This window comes from Paenarthrobacter nitroguajacolicus, assembly GCF_029952445.1.
Lineage (GTDB): Bacteria > Actinomycetota > Actinomycetes > Actinomycetales > Micrococcaceae > Arthrobacter > Arthrobacter nitroguajacolicus_B.
Genome location: NZ_JAQPPK010000011.1, coordinates 80954 through 98968, shown reverse-complemented (window position 1 = coordinate 98968; position 18015 = coordinate 80954). Strand labels below are relative to the sequence as shown.

At 62.9% G+C, this 18015-nt stretch carries 16 protein-coding genes; 6 read left to right on the top strand and 10 right to left on the bottom strand.

Annotated elements, in window-relative coordinates; translation table 11 throughout:
• Positions 1-319: 319 nt before the first annotated feature.
• Together PJL15_RS10090 and PJL15_RS10085 are read left to right on the top strand one after the other, a co-directional pair.
• A complete protein-coding gene (locus PJL15_RS10090; protein ID WP_281451010.1) occupies positions 320-1720 on the top strand; it encodes a glutamate decarboxylase in 1401 nt (466 codons plus the stop codon).
• 22 nt (positions 1721-1742) lie between these two features.
• Entirely contained in the window at positions 1743-2603 is an 861-nt protein-coding gene (locus PJL15_RS10085) for a class II glutamine amidotransferase (RefSeq protein WP_281451009.1), read from the top strand.
• A 116-nt stretch (positions 2604-2719) separates the two neighbouring features.
• On the opposite strand, the gene PJL15_RS10080 is transcribed toward PJL15_RS10085, so the two are convergent.
• The gene (locus PJL15_RS10080; RefSeq protein WP_281451008.1) at positions 2720-3370 is read right to left on the bottom strand and encodes an HAD family hydrolase; all 651 of its coding nucleotides are present in this window, start codon (positions 3368-3370) and stop codon (positions 2720-2722) included.
• Between the two features lie 108 nt (positions 3371-3478).
• Between PJL15_RS10080 and PJL15_RS10075 the strand changes: the two genes are divergently transcribed.
• Positions 3479-5395 carry an HNH endonuclease signature motif containing protein gene (locus PJL15_RS10075; RefSeq protein ID WP_281451007.1) on the top strand — a complete coding sequence of 639 codons (1917 nt, stop codon included), beginning with the start codon at positions 3479-3481 and terminating at the stop codon, positions 5393-5395.
• A 53-nt stretch (positions 5396-5448) separates the two neighbouring features.
• On the opposite strand, the gene PJL15_RS10070 is transcribed toward PJL15_RS10075, so the two are convergent.
• The 3 genes from PJL15_RS10070 to PJL15_RS10060 all read right to left on the bottom strand — a co-directional run bounded on the left by PJL15_RS10070 (position 5449) and on the right by PJL15_RS10060 (position 8830).
• The gene (locus PJL15_RS10070) at positions 5449-6474 is read right to left on the bottom strand and encodes a Gfo/Idh/MocA family protein (protein ID WP_281451006.1); all 1026 of its coding nucleotides are present in this window, start codon (positions 6472-6474) and stop codon (positions 5449-5451) included.
• Positions 6475-6626: 152 nt separating this feature from the next.
• Positions 6627-7646 carry a sugar phosphate isomerase/epimerase family protein gene (locus PJL15_RS10065; RefSeq protein WP_281451005.1) on the bottom strand — a complete coding sequence of 340 codons (1020 nt, stop codon included), beginning with the start codon at positions 7644-7646 and terminating at the stop codon, positions 6627-6629.
• A complete protein-coding gene (locus PJL15_RS10060) occupies positions 7643-8830 on the bottom strand; it encodes a Gfo/Idh/MocA family protein (protein ID WP_281451004.1) in 1188 nt (395 codons plus the stop codon). The genes PJL15_RS10065 and PJL15_RS10060 overlap by 4 nt, the downstream gene beginning before the upstream one ends.
• Before the next feature lie 160 nt (positions 8831-8990).
• Here PJL15_RS10060 and PJL15_RS10055 point away from each other — a divergent pair, with 160 nt between their 5' ends.
• On the top strand, positions 8991-10007 hold the full coding sequence (locus tag PJL15_RS10055) for a LacI family DNA-binding transcriptional regulator (protein ID WP_281451003.1): 1017 nt from the start codon (positions 8991-8993) through the stop codon (positions 10005-10007).
• 54 nt (positions 10008-10061) lie between these two features.
• On the opposite strand, the gene PJL15_RS10050 is transcribed toward PJL15_RS10055, so the two are convergent.
• The 3 genes from PJL15_RS10050 to PJL15_RS10040 all read right to left on the bottom strand — a co-directional run bounded on the left by PJL15_RS10050 (position 10062) and on the right by PJL15_RS10040 (position 13113).
• Positions 10062-10988, bottom strand: coding sequence for an ATP-binding cassette domain-containing protein (locus PJL15_RS10050; protein WP_281451002.1), 927 nt, complete (start codon positions 10986-10988; stop codon positions 10062-10064).
• 12 nt (positions 10989-11000) lie between these two features.
• The gene (locus tag PJL15_RS10045; RefSeq protein WP_018779626.1) at positions 11001-12053 is read right to left on the bottom strand and encodes an ABC transporter permease; all 1053 of its coding nucleotides are present in this window, start codon (positions 12051-12053) and stop codon (positions 11001-11003) included.
• Between the two features lie 64 nt (positions 12054-12117).
• Positions 12118-13113: a substrate-binding domain-containing protein gene (locus PJL15_RS10040; protein ID WP_281451068.1), complete on the bottom strand. Its 996-nt coding sequence runs from the start codon at positions 13111-13113 to the stop codon at positions 12118-12120.
• 319 nt (positions 13114-13432) lie between these two features.
• Between PJL15_RS10040 and PJL15_RS10035 the strand changes: the two genes are divergently transcribed.
• Both PJL15_RS10035 and iolB read left to right on the top strand, forming a co-directional pair.
• Positions 13433-14173, top strand: a complete 741-nt coding sequence (locus PJL15_RS10035; protein WP_281451001.1) for a GntR family transcriptional regulator — start codon at positions 13433-13435, stop codon at positions 14171-14173.
• Positions 14174-14190: 17 nt separating this feature from the next.
• On the top strand, positions 14191-15084 hold the full coding sequence (gene iolB, locus PJL15_RS10030) for a 5-deoxy-glucuronate isomerase (RefSeq protein ID WP_281451000.1): 894 nt from the start codon (positions 14191-14193) through the stop codon (positions 15082-15084).
• A gap of 67 nt (positions 15085-15151) precedes the next feature.
• On the opposite strand, the gene PJL15_RS10025 is transcribed toward iolB, so the two are convergent.
• The 3 genes from PJL15_RS10025 to PJL15_RS10015 are packed head-to-tail and all read right to left on the bottom strand — an operon-like array spanning position 15152 to position 18007.
• Positions 15152-16021 (bottom strand): sugar phosphate isomerase/epimerase family protein, encoded by an 870-nt coding sequence (locus tag PJL15_RS10025; RefSeq protein ID WP_281450999.1) that lies wholly within the window; start codon positions 16019-16021, stop codon positions 15152-15154.
• A 7-nt stretch (positions 16022-16028) separates the two neighbouring features.
• Positions 16029-17042, bottom strand: a complete 1014-nt coding sequence (locus tag PJL15_RS10020; RefSeq protein ID WP_281450998.1) for a Gfo/Idh/MocA family protein — start codon at positions 17040-17042, stop codon at positions 16029-16031.
• Positions 17043-17089: 47 nt separating this feature from the next.
• Complete coding sequence (locus PJL15_RS10015) at positions 17090-18007, bottom strand: sugar phosphate isomerase/epimerase family protein (RefSeq protein WP_281450997.1); 918 nt, start codon at positions 18005-18007, stop codon at positions 17090-17092.
• Positions 18008-18015 lie beyond the last annotated feature (8 nt).

Here is an 18015-nt window from a genome sequence, read left to right as displayed (position 1 = left end):
TCTCTTGTATGGATCGCCAAGCGGTCTGCATCACCAGGCATGGTTTCCGGTCGCTGGAACGGGGAAGTTTCAACCCGTCAGCTTTAAGGAACACCAATACCATAAGCATGCTTACTGTTTCTTTGGCAAGCCCTCTTCGGCGATTCCTGACAAGGTTCCGGGCCATTTCCCAGGATGCGTGCAGCTGCGGCGATTGAAAGCACGCAAGGCTTGGGTGCGCGGCCCACCCCGGGTAGCGTGAGCCGCAGACGAGTTGCGCCACCTGCCCCACTTGCCCCGCTTGCCCCGCCGTGAGCGAACGAATCCAAGGAGCCGGCCCATGAGCAGATCCCACCAAACGTCCCACCACGAACCGGATACCGCCGTCGAACTCAATCCCCTATTCAGCAGGCCGGGAGAATCCACCATTTTTCCGCGGTTCACCCTTCCGGAAGGCGAATCACTGCCAGCCACCGCGTACCAGGTTGTCCACGACGAAGCCATGCTGGACGGCAATTCCAGGCTGAACCTGGCAACCTTCGTCGGGACGTGGATGGAAACGGAAGCCTCCACGCTGTACGCCGAGACGTTCGACAAGAACATGATCGACAAGGACGAATACCCGCAGACAGCACTTATCGAGACGCGGTGCTGGCGGATGCTCGCCGACCTATGGAACTCGCCGGATCCCGGGAAGAGTATTGGCACGTCCACCATCGGATCCTCCGAAGCGTGCATGCTGGGCGGCCTGGCCTTGAAGCGCCGCTGGCAACACGCCCGGCGTGCCGAGGGCAAGACCACTGACAAACCCAACCTCGTCCTGAGCTCAGCCGTTCAGGTGTGCTGGGAAAAGTTCTGCAATTACTGGGAGGTCGAGCCCCGCTTTGTTCCGGTCTCGGCTGAGCACCCCATGCTGGACGGCCATGACCTGGACCAGTACGTGGATGAAAACACCATCGGCGTCGTCGCCATCCTGGGCGTCACCTACACCGGGCGTTACGAGCCTGTACAGCTCATCTCAGACGCGCTGGATGAAATCCAGGCACGCCGCGGCCTTGATATCCCTATCCACGTTGACGGCGCTTCAGGCGCGATGGTCGCGCCGTTCCTGCAGCCCGGAACAGTGTGGGATTTCAGGCTCCCCCGCGTCGCCTCGATCAACACCTCCGGACATAAATACGGCCTGGTGTACCCGGGTCTGGGCTGGGTGGTGTGGCGGGATGCCGATGCGCTCCCCGAGGACCTGATCTTCCACGTCAGCTACCTCGGAGGCGACATGCCCACGTTCGCCTTGAACTTTTCCCGGCCCGGAGCCCAGGTGCTCCTGCAGTACTACCTTTTCCTCCGGCTCGGCTTTGCCGGGTACAGGGCCGTCCAGGCTACTTCCCGCGACGTGGCACTGTACCTCTCCAGCGAAATCGGAGCCATGGAAGCTTTCACCCTCTGGAGCGATGGTTCCGATATCCCCGTTTTCGCCTGGCAACTCACGGAGGGCTACACCGAGCACTGGAACCTCCACCACCTTTCCGAGCGCCTGCGGATGAATGGCTGGCTGGTGCCCGCCTACCCACTGCCTGACGGGTTGAGCGAGGTAACGGTCCAGAGAATCGTTGTCCGGAACGGATTCACCCGCGATCTCGCTTCCAGTTTCCTCGCCGATCTCACCAAGGCGGTGGACTACCTGGACAGCCTCACGTCCCCGATGCCCCCGGACAAGCAGCCCGAAGGTTTCCACCACTGACCCACGCGCAGGAGGCTTTCTTATGTGTCGACTTTTCGGTCTTCATGCCGGCGCCCAACCAGTGCGGGCAACCTTTTGGCTCTTGAACGCTCCCGATAGCCTCTCAGTCCAAAGCCGTCGGGAACCGGACGGCGCCGGGATCGGGACATTTGGGGTGGACGGGAAACCCCACGTGGCCAAACAGCCGTTGGCAGCATGGGAGGACCACGCCTTCGCCCGCGAAGCCCGCGACCTGAAGAGCACCACCTTCCTGGCGCACGTGCGGTACGCCAGCACCGGCGCCCTCACCATGGTCAATACGCACCCCTTCGAACAGGACGGCCGGCTCTTTGCGCACAACGGGGTGCTCCGCGGCCTCGAAAAACTTGATCGCCGCCTTGTTGAGCTCAAGGCCATGGACCTGGTGCTGGGCCAATCGGACAGCGAGCGTCTTTTCGCGCTCATCACCGCAGAAACCCGGGCCGCCCATGGGGATGTCCACGCCGGCATTGTGACCGCCGTCAGCTGGATCGCCAAGGAACTGCCGGTGTTCAGCCTCAATTTCATCCTGACGACTGCAACGGATATGTGGGCCCTCCGGTACCCGGACACCCACGCGCTCTACATCCTTGAACGGCACCCCTCCAGCAAGCCCAGCCCACTCGACGCCCACAGCGAGCGAATCCGATCCCGCAGCGCCGAGCTCTCCCAGTCCCCGCATGTCCTTTTCGCCACCGAACCCATGGACCAAGACCCTGGCTGGCGGCCCATGTCATCCGGCGAACTGGTGCACGTTGGGCCGGACTTGGCGGCGACATCCGTCGTCACCTTCCCAGACACCCCTGCGCACCCGCTCACCCTCGCTGACCTCGAACCGGCAGCGGCGGCTTCGCAGGCGCCGTAACAACCGCTCCCGGAACCCGTACCTGAGGCGAACAACGTACGACGGCGACCTGCCGCCGTCGGGCGCTTTCCGGTTTTGACGCCGTGGCGGTTTGGCGAGTTAGCGTGGGCTGCCGGTCAGGCGGGGCCCCATGTAAGGGCGGCATTGATGGCTTCCGCAACGGTTGGAGCCGCAAGGTTCGGAGCGGTTATGCCCTCAGGCCACGTTTCGCCTCGGGATATCCAGCCGGTTTTCAGGCCCGCACCTCTGCCGCCGACGATGTCCGCCGTCGGGTGATCGCCGATCATCCAGCCCATATTCACAGATTCGCCCAAGCTGTTGGCCGCGAGGTGGAAAATTTCTGCGTCCGGCTTCTTCACGCCTACGGCCTCGGAAATGATGACAGCGTCCACGTAGGATTCGAGGCCGAGATTACGGACTTTGAGCGTCTGTTGTTCCGTTGCGCCGTTGGTCACGATGCCTATTTTCCATCCTGATTCACGGGCATCCCGGAGTGCGGTCACAGCGCCCTCGTCCATGGTCATCAAGGGCACGTGATCAAAGAGCAGCATCTGGACAATCGTCCCGGGATCCGGCGCGTCCTCGAATCGTTCCCCAATGGCACGGGCCAGGGAGTCGCGGGGTTCGTAGCCGTCCCGGTCTGCCTCGATGAGCCATGTCATGTCCGAAGCGGATCCCCCAAGCGTGCCGATGAAGGACGACGCCCAGGCATTGAAGGCGGCGGCCCTGTCCACAAGGGTGTTGTCGAGATCCACGAGCAGCAGCATGCCCCCAGAATACGCAGCCGTTTGGCTGGGTTCTGCGCCTGCGGCAGGTTGTCCACATACGGTGATTCAGGACTTATGGTCATTTTGATGCGGTGACAGGCTTGATCCATGGACGGAATCGAGCAACTCGTGGAACCTGGGACAGCGTCTCCGGGCCAGGGAGTGGCGCCGTCCACCGGTTTCCCCTATCCCCGGCACGATATCGAAGATGCGCTTGCCGTGGCCGTGGGCTCTTCCCTTGACGATGCGTCGGAGGCGTTGGCTGAGTTGCGTGCCTCGGTTGCCGCTGATGCCCGGTTGTTTGGGTTCGCTGAGGCCGCGGATTTCGCGGGCAGGGTCGAGGATCTGTCGCGGCAGTTGGAGTACGTGCAGGTGGTCGCGGCGCAGGCAGTGGAGCGGACCCGGCGCGAGGCGGCACAGGTCGAATCGCGGGCGGGCGGGTCTGCGCGGCAGGCCGGGTCTGGCGGTTCGGCGGTAGCGCCGCAGTGGCGGACCGGGTGGACCGAACCAGTCACGCCATCCGCCGATTCGGACTCCGCTGCTGCCACCCAAGCCCCCGCCAGGGCATCCAGCGCGGTGGGTAGTGTGTTGGATGACGGGTACCGGAACGCCGCGGAGTTCCTGCGGGCCCGGTTACGGATCGGGATCGGTGAAGCCCGCCGACGCCTCGCCCTGACCCCCAACGTCCTACCCCAGACAGGAATCACCGGGCAGGACATCCCCGCCCGCCGCGAACACCTCGCCGGTGCCCTGGCCGACGGCACCATCTCCTCCCGCTCCGCGACCATCATCAGCACCGCCCTGGACAAAGTCCACCACCTCGCACCGGCAGAGCTGCTCGCCCGGATGGAACACGCCCTGACCACCACCGCGACCGAAACCGACCCCGACTTCGTGACTAAAATGGCCAACCGCTGGACCGACCGGATCGACCAAGACGGCCCCGAACCACCCGAAGAAACCCTCCGCCAACTCCAAGGCGCGTTCCTGCGCCGCCGACGCCGCCACGGACTCCACCACCTCGAAATCTTCGCCACCACCGAACAATACGAAACCCTCACCACCGCCATGAACATCGCCACCAACCCCCGCCTCACCACCACCAGCACCGGCACCACCAGTGGGGATGCCCAGGCAAGCACAGATACCCAGGCAAGCGCAGACACCAGCGTGGGCACCACTACCAGCACGGATACCACCGCCGCCAACGGGCTGGCCGCCGCAGCGTCGAACACGAAAGCAACGGCTCACATCGAAGCCGGCCCGGGACAAGAGAGCGGCTCCCCCGGCCCGGAACTGGACCGCCGAACCCGCGCCCAGAAACTCCTCGACGGACTCGTCGGGGCCTGCGCCGTGGCCATGACCACCGGGAAACTACCCTCCAACGGCGGACTCCGACCCCAACTCACCGTCAACATCGACTACCGCGACCTCTGCGACACCATCCGCCACCACCCCACCAGCACAGGCACCAGCACCAGCACCACCGGACAGGGCACCGGCACCGGCACCACCGGACAGGGCACCAGCACCGGCACCGGCACCGGCACCGGCACCACCGGACAGGGCACCAGCACTACCGCGGGACCGCGCATCAGTACCGGGACCGCGACGTTCACCGGCCCCATCCACCCCAACACCATCCGCAAAATAGCCTGCGACGCCGACATCATCCCCGTCGTGCTCGGCAGCGACTCCGAAATCCTCAACATCGGCCGCACCAGCCGGATCTTCCCACCCCACATCCGCAAAGCCATCACCGCCCGCGACGGCGGCTGCGCCTTCCCCGACTGCACCATCCCCGCACCCTGGTGCGAAGCCCACCACATCACCTACTGGTCACACCAAGGCACCACAGGAACCAACAACGGCACCCTCCTCTGCTCCCACCACCACCACCTCATCCACAAAGAACAATGGCGCATCACCATGGAAACCGGCACCCCCTGGTTCATCCCCCCACCACACATCGACCCCCACCAAACACCCAGACGCAACCACCACCACACACCCCCCAAAACATAAGCACGGGCTCAATAGCATGGGCTGATTCGACGGGTGAAGCCAGCCCGACGAGGCTAAGCGGAAACCCTGACCGGAGCCCCAGTTTCCAGTGACTCCTGCGCTGCGTCGGCCACTTTGGATGCAGCCACGGCGTCGTCCGGAGTGCAAGGGTTCTTGCGCTGACCCAGCACAAGTTCCACGAAGGCAGCCATCTCCGAGCGGTACGCCTGATCGAAGCGTTCAGCGAACGTGGCATGTGGCATACCGGCTGGAAACGAGACTCCGGGTTCAGCCGAGCGCATGGCCATCTGCGGATCCATGCCTACCAGCACGGACCTTTCGGAGCCCTGGAGTTCCAGCCGGACATCATGCCCGGCCCCGTTGTAGCGGCTGGCCGAAACCGTGCCGACCGTGCCGTCGTCGAACGTCACGACCGCCAAGGCGGTATCGACATCGCCCACCTCACCGATTGCGGGGTCGCCGTTATTGGAGCCCTTGGCGTAGACCTCCACGATTTCCTTGCCCGTGAGCCAGCGCAGGATGTCGAAGTCGTGCACCGAACAGTCCCGGAACAGGCCGCCGGAGGTCGCGAGGAATTCCACCGGTGGCGGAGTCATGTCGCAAGTAACAGCCCGAAACGAGTGTATCCAGCCGAGCTCTCCTGCTTCGTAGGCGCGTTTCGCTTCGAGGTAGCCTGCGTCGAAACGGCGCTGGTGGCCGATCTGGACCACGCCATTCTTCTCGCGTATGTAGTCCAGGACCGGGAGCGATTCCGCCACGTTTACGGCCACTGGTTTTTCGCAGAACACGGGAATGCCTGCATCGACACCGGCCCGGATGAGGTCCGGGTGGGTTGCGGTTCCTGTCGCGATGACCAGTCCGTCTACTCCGGAAGCGATCAACTCCTCAACGGAGCCCAAGTAGTCGGCACCGACCTTGCGTGCGACCGAGCGCGCATGCTCTTCCGCGACATCGGTCAGCTTCAATCGCACCTGTACACCGTCCTGGGCCATCGAGCCGTTCAGCGCGCTGATGTTGTTCGCGTGCATCACGCCGATCCGGCCGACGCCCACCAGGCCCAGGGTCACTACGTTCGTCATGTTCTGTCTCCGTCGCTGCAGCAGAAAGTGGTCTCCAGAATGAGACGCTGAAGCGAGACTAAACCTTGTCAGTTTGTCCTGTCAAAGATTTAATGGGTTTGATGACTTGGCACCAGAGCCCCGCGCCGCCGTCATGCCTTAAGTCGCCCTGATCACGCGGTAACGTTCAGCGACTCCTCCAGCGCCGCATCGGCATCCCGGAGCACTTTGGCAGCGACTTCCAGGCCCTCGATGCGTCCCAGTGAGACATCCTCGTGCTCAATGTTCACCAGCATGTTCGGATCAACGTCGTACAGTGCCCGGAGGAACTCAGTCCAGTACGCGGTGTCATGTCCGCGGCCCAGGGCAACGAAGTCCCAGGCGGAGTTTTTCGGCCATTCGTTGGCCCACTCGTCGCCGCCCAGGTTGGTGCGGTTCTCATCGGCCGTGAGCCGGCGGAAGCTGTTGTCCAGCACACCATAGAGTGCCGCGTTTTCCGTATTGATCCGCACGTCCTTGGCCGCCGCCTGAAACACCAGCGGCCCAAGCTCCCGAACCACTGCCACCGGATCCATCTGTTGCCAGAACAGGTGCGAGGCATCGAGTTCAACACCCACATGGGTGGCTCCGGTGAGTTCAATGAGCTTGTAGACGTCCGCAGTGTTGAACACGATGTTCTGCGGGTGCAGTTCCAGCGCCACCTTGATGTCGTGGTCTGCCGCCAGGCGGTCGGTTTCCTTCCAGAATTCAGCGGCCACGCCCCACTGATAATCCAGCACATCCAGGGCTGCCGAATTCCAGGCGTTGACCACCCAGTTGACGGTGGTTGCTCCAGGCTCGCCACCGGGAAGCCCGGACATGGTCACCACGCGGCCCTGTCCAAGGCGGCTTGCCAGGCGGATGGACCGCCGAATGTCCTCGGCGTGCTTTTCGCCGATCTCGCGGCGCGGGTGCAGCGGGTTGCCGTTGCAGTTCAAGCCTGCAATCGACACACCTGTGCCATCAAAGATTGCCAGGTAGTCGTCGCGCGCGGCATCGCTTTCCAGGATCTGGTCGAATGTGGGCACGTGCACGGCCGGCAGGAACCCTCCGGTGTTGATCTCGATTCCCGTCAGGCCAAGGTCGGCAATGACCTTAAGTGCCTCGGGAAGTGGCCTGTCATGGAGGATTGCGTTGTAAACGCCGAGCTTCATAGCGTGATCTTCTTTCCGTTGTTGAGTGCGGATTCGGTGACGGCCCCAAGGAGTTCCATGTTGCGTACGCCTTCATCGAATGTGGCGCACCGAGGGAGGGACTCCGCGTCGGACAGTCCTGCAACTTCTTCGAGGAACGCCCTGGCCTGGTAGCCGAACGCGTCGTTCTGGCCAAAGCCAACCTCGGGTGCGTCCATGGCCAGGCCGCCTGCGATGTAAGGGTGGTCCGGGCCGAGGATCACCTGACGGTAACCGTTCCGGCTCCCGTGGCCATCATTGAGGAACAGCTGGATTTCGTTGGGACGGCGCTGGTCGAACTTGGCGCCTCCGTTCTCGCAAAACACCTCGAACTGCAGGCTGTTGGCATGGCCGGCCGCTACGCGGGAGACTTCGAAACTGCCCGCGCCGCTGGCGAATTCCGCGTTGAAGGCTGCGTAGTCGTCGTTCTCCACGGCTTCGTAGGTGTCGCTGACAGCCACGTGGTCATGGCCCATGACCGCGCTGAGCGGCAGGGGCCGCTTGTCGATCGCAGTGGTCAGGCGACCCCCACTGATGGACCTGATGTCTCCGCAAAGGAACTCGGAGACGTACGTCAGATGGCTTCCGACGTCGGCCAGGGCACCAGAGCCCGGCCCACCCTTGTAGCGCCAGCTCATAGGAGCCGCAGGGCTGAAGCCATAGTCCGTCCAGTAGCGGCCGCTGAAGTGCAGGACGTTGCCAAGGGTCCCGTTCCGGATCAGGTCCCGAATGTAGGCGATGCCAGGCGTCCGTCGGAACGTGAAGCCAATTCGCGCCAGGGTTCCACGGGCTTCCGCACTACGGGCGGCCTCGGCCATGACCCGGGCATCGTCCAGGGTATCGCTGAGCGGCTTCTCGCACAGGACATGCTTCCCTGCAGCCAACAGCCCTTCGACGACTTCCCGATGAAGCGAATTGGCGATGACAACACTCACAACATCAATGTCGTCAGCCTCGGCAATGGCCTGCCAGGATGCATCGTTCCGCTCGTACCCGAACCGGCGCGCGGCCAGTGAACCGAATTCAGCGTTGACGTCGCCAATCGAAACCAGCCGCACCTGCGGAAGAACAGGACTATAGAGCGCAGAGGCCGTCCGGTACGCGGCAGCGTGGGCCTTACCCGCCATACCTGCACCGATAACGGCTACGCCGAGGCTTTCAGCCATTGATTTCTCCTTCGAAATTTTCACCGCAACACAGTGCGCTTGCCAGATTTTGTAGCGCTACAATTTCTACGCTGGGTTTGATCGTAACTATGTCTATATGTCCTGTCAATGACTGACCGGCTATCCTCGAAGACAGAGACGAAAGGCATCGAAGATTCCCTTGAAAAGCCCCGAGACGCAGACAAGTCCCCTTGCCCGACGCCCCACGCTCTATGACGTCGCCGCCCAGGCCGGCGTCTCGCCGTCGTTGGTTTCCTTGTTCCTGAAGGACCCCAACAGGATCAGCGAGAAGCGCCGGAACGCCGTCCAAAAAGCGATCTCCGAACTTGGCTACAGGCCCAGCCGCGCTGCCACCACGCTGGCCAGCAGCCGTACCAAAAGCATCGGCCTGGTCATTGACGACTACCGGAACCTCTGGTTCGTCGACCTCCTCCGGGGCATGGAATCGGTCCTTTCAGACCTCGGCTACCAGGTGATGCTCGCGGACTCCAGGCCCGGCGAGAACCGCATCAAGGAAGCCACTGACGGATTGCTCGCCATGCACGTGGACGCACTGGTGCTGGCCGCCGAACCCAGCGAGGCAATGCTGGCGGGAACGTGGGTTCCCACCGTGGTGGCCGGATGGCGCAAGGGCGTTCCGGACGGTGCCGACCTGATCACCAACGACGACGACGGAGGGGGCAGCCTGGCCGCCAACCATCTGTTGGAATTGGGGCATGTCAGCATCGGCCACCTCTCAGGTTCCGACGGCGCCTCCGCCCACCGGCGGGCCGGTTTCCTGCGCGCGGTGGCGGCTGCCGGCGTCGAGCCTGTGATCAGTGAATCCATCGGGACGTCGGAAGAAGACGGCTACGCCGCAGCAGTGTGGCTCCTGGAGCACCACCCGGACACCACAGCGATCTTCGCCGCCAATGACACCATGGCGCTGGGCGCTTTCGCCGCCCTCAAGGCCCGGGGACTCTCGGTCCCTGACGATGTTTCCGTGATCGGCTATGACAACTCGCCCTTGGCGAAATCCCGCTACCTGGACCTCACGTCCGTGGACAACCGAAGCGACCTCGTAGGGATCGACACCGCACACAGGCTGTTGGCCCGGATCGCGGACCCGGCGCTGAACCCGGAGCGAAAGCTGATTGAACCAGCGCTGGTACTGCGCGGCACTACGTCCGTCCGCTAGGAACGGCTCCGCCCGGAACCCTTGCAGGCTCCGGGCGGATCGATGCAGGCCAGCCTAGTGGCGCTTGGTGGTGGCCTCCGGCGCGGCGTCGGCGACGTCGGCCACCTCGGCTTTGACTTCCTCAAGCGCGTCGGAATGGCCGCCGAGCTGTTCCAGCTCATGGGCCAGCTCGGCCAACTCGGCGCCACCGGCCATCTGGGCCGTCAGCTCATCGAGCGTGATGTCCTTCTTGTCGTAGTAGCCGATCGACTTGCCGCGCTTGAGCAGCAGGAACCGGTCACCCACGGGGAAGGCGTGGTGCGGGTTGTGGGTAATGAAGATAACCCCGAGGCCGCGGTCGCGCGCCTGCAGGATGTAGCGGAGCACGACGCCGGACTGCTTGACTCCCAGCGCGGCCGTCGGTTCGTCCAGGATCAGCACTTTTGCGCCGAAGTAGACGGCCCGGGCAATGGCGACACACTGGCGCTCACCACCGGAGAGCTGGCCGATGGGCTGCTCGACATCACGCAGGTCGATGCCCATGTCCGCGAGCTCCTTCTTGGTGATGTCCTTCATCTTCTGGACATCCATGCTCTTGAACGGGCCGAACCCGCTGGTCAGCTCGGAGCCCAGGAAGAAGTTCCGCCAGATGGGCATCAGCGGGACCACAGCAAGGTCTTGATACACGGTGGCGATGCCGGCGTCGAGGGCGTCCCTGGGTGAGTTGAACTTCCTCTCGTCCCCCATCACCTGCAACGTGCCTTCATCATGCTGGTGCAGTCCGGCGATGATCTTGATCAACGTTGACTTTCCGGCGCCGTTGTCGCCCAGGACACAGGTGACGCGGCCATTGTCCACGGCCATGGTGACATCGCGAAGGGCGATGATGTTGCCGTAGTGCTTGCCTATGCCATCGAGTGAGAGCAGGTGCACCGGTGTGTGCGTCAAGGGATCCTTCTCGTCTTTCAGCAGGGTTTGCTGGTCGATCTGTTGTGCATTCATGGTTCCGGCCCCTTACTTCAGCTCTGCCCGGCGTTTGACGATGAGGTTGACGATGGTGGCCAGCAGGAGCATCAAGCCAAGGAAGAACTTGAACCAGTCCGGATTCCATTGTGCGTACACAATGCCCTTGTTGGCCATGCCGAAGATGAAGGCGCCGATCGCACCGCCAACTGCCGAGCCGTAGCCACCGGTCAGGAGGCAGCCACCGATGACCGCGGCGATGATGTAGAGGAACTCGTTGCCTACGCCTTCACCGGACTGCACGGCGTCGAAGGCAAAGAGATTGTGCATGCCCAGGATCCAGCCGCAGAAGCCCACGGCCATGAACAGGCCGATCTTGGTCTTGGTCACCGGCACACCCACGGCGCGGGCTGCGTTGGCGTCGCCACCGACGGCGAAGATCCAGTTGCCTACCTTCGTGCGCAGGAGCACCCAGGAGGCAATGAGAACAAGAACGATCCAGAAGAATACGGTGATCTTCACTTCCACGCCACCAATGCTGACGGAAGAGGCAAAGACAGCGCGTGCCGATTCGAAGCCGTCAAGCTTGGAGATGGACGGGGAGGAGACACTGCCACCGATCAACCTGGTCAATGCCAGGTTCAGGCCGGTCAGCATCAGGAACGTTGCCAGGGTAACGATGAAGCTGGGGAGCTTGGTCTTGACCAGGATCCAGCCGTTGATGAAGCCAATGCCCAGTGAGACAACCAGGGCCAGGCCAACCCCAACCCATGCGTTCAGTGAGAAGTTCCAACTGAAGAGCGAGGCCGTCAGGGCGGAAGAGATAACGGCCACGCCGGTGGAGAGGTCGAATTCACCGCCGATCATCAGCAGTGATACTCCCACCGCCATGATGCCGATGGTCGATGAGCCGTAAAGGACGGTGGCGAGGGCGTTCGGCTGGGTGAATGTCTGGGACACCGAGGCGAAAAAGATGAAAAGGACCACGGCACCTACGAGGGCACCGACCTCGGGCCTGGCGAGGAATTTCTGGAAGGGGTTGCGTCGGCCGACCCGTTCATCACCAGGCGATGTCGCCGGCGGCAGGGTTGCTGTGTTTGCCATGGGAGTGACTCCTTGTTGTCCAGGCTGCGCGGCGGTTGCCCGCCGCGCAGCCTGATGCCGGGATCTAGCGGACGCCCTGCTGGGCGAATTTGAGGACGTCGGAAGCGTTGGACTTGTCCACGATGGTGGGACCGGTCAGGACTGGCTGGCCGCCACCGATCTTGAAGCCTCCGCGCTTTGCCTGCCACAAGGAGTCAACCGACATGTAGCCCTGAAGCCACGGCTGCTGGTCAACAGTGAAAATCACTGCGCCGTCCACGATCTTCTGCGCGAGGTCGGCATTGAGGTCGAAGCTCGCGACCTTGGCGGAGCTTCCGGCGTCGGAAACGGACTTGAGCAGGGTCAGGGTGATCGGGGCACCGAGTCCGATGATCACGTCCGCGTCCTTGGCGGCCTGGAGCTTCGCCGTCGCCGTGGACTGCACCGCGGTCATATCCTTGCCGTCAACGTAGAGGATCTCTGTGGCGGGAACCTTGGCCTTGACGCCGGCGCAACGTGCTTCAAGGCCAACGTGGCCCTGCTGCTGGATGACGCATACGGGGTGTTTGTAGCCTTCGGAAGCGAGCCTTGTACCAACAGCTTCACCGGCCAGTTGCTCGTTGGAGCCGAAGTGCGTGAAGGCGCCGAGCTTGGCCGAGACGGACTCTCCGGCATTGAGGCTGACCACCGGGATTCCGGCGTCGGTGGCCTTCTTCAGAACATCTTTCAAGGCGTCAGGGGTGGCCAGCGTTACGGCGATGCCATCGACCTTCTGGTCAATGGCCTGCTGGACGAGCTGCGCTTGGCGGCCGGCTTCGGGGTCGCTCGTATAAAGGAGCTCAACGTTGTCTTTCGCGGAGGCTTCCTCCGCACCCTTGCGGACGATGTCCCAGAAGGTGTCGCCTGCGGCAGCGTGCGTAATCAGGGCGACTTTGATCCTATCCGTGCTGGCTACCTGGCCAGCGGCTGCTCCCCCGCCCGAATCTGCCGGCTTGCCACCCTGGCTCGAACAGGCGCTCAGTGCCACCAAGGGAACCACTGCAGCGACGACCGCCGCTTTGCGCCATGAGAATTTTGCCACCATTATCTCCTTTGATTTCAGGTTGAGGGGTCCGGAGACTCGTATCCGGATCTCCCCACTACACCGATCATGGTGACTCGCCTCACACTTTGTCAATAGTTTGTCCTGACATTAGGATGTTTTTACGTAAGCTCCTCGTGTAGACCTCAAATCACTCCCCATGGAGCACCCATCCTTGACGGCCCCAACCCGGCTGCTATTATCAGAAAAAGGCAGTATGTCCTATCAAGAGAACATGAGCGGACATACGCTTCCATCCGGCAGAGGAGCCACATCCCGCTCCCCTGGCCGGCCTTCAGCAGGCGTCTAGGAGAATCCAGTGGCGAACCAACTCAGTCTCAGCATCGATCGTTCGTCCCCCGTCCCCCTTTACCATCAGGTGGTCCAAGGCATTGAGGCTGCAATCCACAGCGGCATCTTGGAACCCGGGAGCCGCCTGGACAACGAGATCGACCTCGCGGCGCAGCTCAACCTGTCCCGCCCCACCATGCGCAAAGCCATGGACGAGCTGGTCCGCGCGGGTCTCCTGGTCCGCAAACGCGGTGTGGGGACGCAGGTGGTTTCCAGCCAGGTTCGCCGTCCCTTGGAACTCTCCAGCCTGTTCGATGACCTCAGCAACAACGGCAAAAAACCCACCACCGAGGTCCTGAGCTTCTCGCATGTCGAAGCCGATGCCGCTACGCTCACGGCCCTCCAACTGCCCGCCGGCTCCAAGGTTTACCACTTCACGCGCCTGCGCAAAGTGGGCGGCAAGCCCCTGGCACTCATGGAAAACTGGGTCCGCGACGACATCACCAGCATGGACGAAGCACAACTTGCCAGCGAGGGACTCTACGCCATCCTTCGGCGCGGAGGCGTGAACTTCCGGCTCGCCTCCCAACGCATCGGCGCCATGATCGCCAATGACTACCAGGCTCCCCTCCTCGAAGCCGAGGTCGGCTCGGCCCTGGTCACCATGGAACGCACCGCGGTGGACGACACCGGACGCATGGTCGAAACCGGCCACCACGTCTACCGCGCCGATTCCTACAGTTTTGAAATGACACTCGTACAGCGCTAACGCAAGGACAATTACTTATGGCCAACTGGGTCTACCCGCTGGGAACAGCCAATGACGGCAAATGGGACATCTCGCTGGGAACGTCCGATTCGAACCTCGCCGTCGACGGCTGGGCCCACACAGGACTGAAGGCCGCGACGCTCGCGGCGGGGGCCGCCGTCGAACTTCCCGCTGCGGCAGAAGAGCGCATCGTGGTGCCGCTGAGCGGCTCCTTCACGGTGACGGTCGACGGCGAGTCTTACCGCCTTGCCGGCCGGGAGTCCGTTTTCCACGGGCCAAGCGACGTCCTGTACACGGGGATCGAAAAAGCAGTCACCATCAGCTCGAACGACGGCGGCCGCGTCGCCGTCGCGACGGCACCGGCCAAGGCCGGGTACCCAACCAGGCTCATCACCGCCGCGGAAACGCCCGTGGAGCTACGGGGCGCGGGCAACTGCTCCCGCCAGGTCCACAACTTCGGCACGCCCGCCGCCCTGGAAGCTGACCGATTCATCGTCTGCGAAGTCATTACTCCGGCCGGCAACTGGTCCTCCTACCCTCCCCACAAGCACGATGAGGAGAAGGACGGCGAGACCAACCTGGAGGAAATCTACTACTTCGAAACGCGCGTAGCGCCCGGCTCCCCCGCCCCTGAAGACGCTGACGCCTTCGGCCACGCCCGCATCTACGCCTCCGATGAGCGGCCGATCGACGTCTCGGCTGAGGTCCGTACCGGTGATGTCGTACTGGTGCCCTATGGCTGGCACGGCCCCGCCATGGCAGCGCCTGGCTACGACCTCTACTACCTGAACGTGATGGCCGGCCCGGGCCGCGTCCGTGAATGGCTCATCAGCGACGACCCCCACCACGGCTGGATCCGCCAGACCTGGGAGGGCCAGGACGTGGACCCGAGGCTCCCGTTCACGGCCTGAGTTTTTAGTACAGCTAATGCCCCTAAGACCACGTCTTAGGGGCATTAGCTGTACAAAAACCGAGGTGCTAAACCTGGGCGATGTAATCCGTCATCGTCTTGAGCTGGTAGCGGGAAACATCTTCCGCATTCTCATCCTCGGCAAAGACCGAGGAAACCATCACGGTGTTGGCCTTGTCCAGGAAGCCGATCTCCTTCAGGCCGCCAAAGAACTCGCTCCAGTTGACGTCCCCGTCGCCGATTTTCAGGTGCTGGTGGACGCGGACGGCGTTGCCGGGCGGGTTGGTGATGTACCGCAACCCATGCGAGGCGTGGTGGTTCATGGTGTCCGAAACATGCACCAGGCGAAGCTTGTCCCCTGCTGCCCGCATGATCTCCAGCGGCTTATTGCCCATGTGGAACGTGTGGGACGCAACGTAGACCATGCCGATGTTCGGCGAGTTGACGCCGCGGATGACGCGCAGCGCAGCCAGGCCATCCTCGACGAAGTCGTCCGGGTGCGGATCAATCAGCACGTCCATGTCTTCGCGTTCGATGATGGGCAGGAGCTCCTCCATGGAACGGTAGAACGCCCGCTCGGACTCCTCGGCCTTCTCGGGCCGCCCGCTGAACTCGGTGTTCATCGTCTGCACGCCGAGGTCCACGGCAATCTGGATGGCGCGCTTCCAATAGCGGACAGCGGCTTCCCGCGCGTCCTCGTCCGGGCCGGACCAGCGCAGGACGGGCAGGACAGAGGCGATTTCGACGCCGGCATCCTTGCATGCTGCTTTCAGCTTCCCCACCAGTTCGTCGTCTGCCTTGGGGTGGTTGAAGAACGGGATGAGGTCCGCGTGCGGGGTCATCTGGAGATACTTGTAGCCCAGGTCTGCCGCGACGCGCGGGAACTCCAGCAGGCTGTGGCTGTGGTGGAACGGTGTGGGATCCAGTGCGATTTTCATGCCGCGCCTACTTGTACAGATCCGGCTTGGTGTTCAGCTGGACCTTGACCCTCTCGCCGGACTTCTGGGCCTCGACGCCGGCCTCGCAACACGCTGCGGTGGCGTAACCGTCCCAGGCGGTCGGACCGCCTATTTCGCCGCGAAGGGCGGCGTCCACCCAGGCCTGCACCTCGACGTCGTACGCTGCACCAAAACGGTCCTCGAAGCCCGGGGTGACATTGCCGCCCCACTTGCCCGCAGTCTGGACGTAGGGACCGGAGTCGCCACCGATGCTTACGATGCCGTCCTCGAAGGACGCCTGCGTGGCCACCTGGTAGCCGAACTTTGCGTTGACGTAGATCTCGACGTCGGCGAGCACACCGGACTCGGTTTCCAGCAGCACGTGCTGGGGATCGTGCTGGCCGTTCGGGGCGTTGCGCGTTGCCTTGCCCAGGCGGACCTGCACGGATGTGATCTCTTCGCCCGTGAAGTAGCGGATCGCGTCGAACTCGTGCACCACGGAGTCGTTGATCAGCATTTCGTTGGTGAAGCCTTCAGGAGTGCTCGGGTTGCGGTGCTGGTGGTGCAACATCAGCAGCTCCCCCAGTTCGCTGTTGCGGATGACCGATCCGAGCGCCGCGTATTCGGCGTCGAAACGGCGCATGAAACCCACCTGGATGCGCTTGTGGCCCAGGGCCAGCTCCGCTTGCACAACCTTCCAGGCGCTCTCGGCATCCGGGGTCAGCGGCTTCTCGCAAAGGATCGGGAAATCCTTTTCGAGTGCCTTGTAGAGGATTTCCTCGTGGAGGAATCCCGGGGTGGCAATCAGTACGGCGTTCACGTCGCCGTTGTTCAGTGCCTCATCGGCACTGGCCAGCGCCACGGCGCCGTCGATTCCCTGGATGGCGGCTTGCGCCCTGGCGAGGTCGACGTCGACGACGGCGGCCACTTCAGCGCCGTGGATGCGCTTGCTGAGACGCTTGATGTGGTCGGCACCCATGCGGCCTGCACCGATGACGGCAACGCGGAGAGTCTTGGTCACTGTTCTGTCCTTCGTGAGGTTCTGTTGTGAATTGCTACTGGGCGGCGCTACTGGACCCGCGTGCGGGAACCGCAGGAGAGCAGGTAGTTGCGGGTTCGCTTGGCGATGGGCATCGGCACATCGAACGCTACCGGGTACATGTCCTGCTCCACGATGCCGAAGATGGGCCGGTTGAGCCCTTCGACAGCTTCGATGACTGCACGCAGGTCCGGAAGGCCATTCGGGGGCTCAGTCATGACGCCCGCAAGGTTGGCAGCTGCCCAGGTCATGTTCTTCTCGTTGACCTCGGCGAGGATCTCCGGGTTGATCTGCTTCAGGTGCAGGTAACCGATGCGGTCCGGGTAGTTCTTGATGAGCTCCAGGCTGGACGCGCCACAGTACTCTGCATGACCGGTGTCCAGGCACAGGTTCAGGTACTGCGGATCGGTTGCCGCGAGGAGGGTTTCGATGTCCTTCTGCGCGCCAACATGCGAATCAGCGTGCGAGTGGAACTGCTGGTGCAAACCGAAGTCTTCCAGCAGAACCTTGCCCATGCGGTTGTGGCCCGCGAAGAGATCAGCCCACTGCTCGTCTGTCAGTTCGCCGTTCTCCACCGCCTCACCGGTAACGTCATCGCGCCACATCGCCGGAATAACCACAATGTGTTCACCACCCATGGCAGCGGTCAGTTCTGCTACCTTGCGCGCGGGTTCCCAGGCTTCGTCGTACTGCTTGGCACCGCGGTGGAAGGCCGTGAAGACGGTGCCCGCGGTGACCTTGAGGTCACGCTGCTTGAGTTCCTCCGCCAGGCGGGTCGGATCATTCGGGAGGTAGCCGTACGGGCCCAGTTCGATCCACTTGTAGCCGGATTCGGCTACCTCATCAAGGAACCGTTCCCACGGGGTTTGCTGGGGGTCGTCCGGGAACCAGACGCCCCAGGAATCAGGGGCGGTGCCGATGATCAGCTTGTTCTCAACATCAGTCATGACAGCGT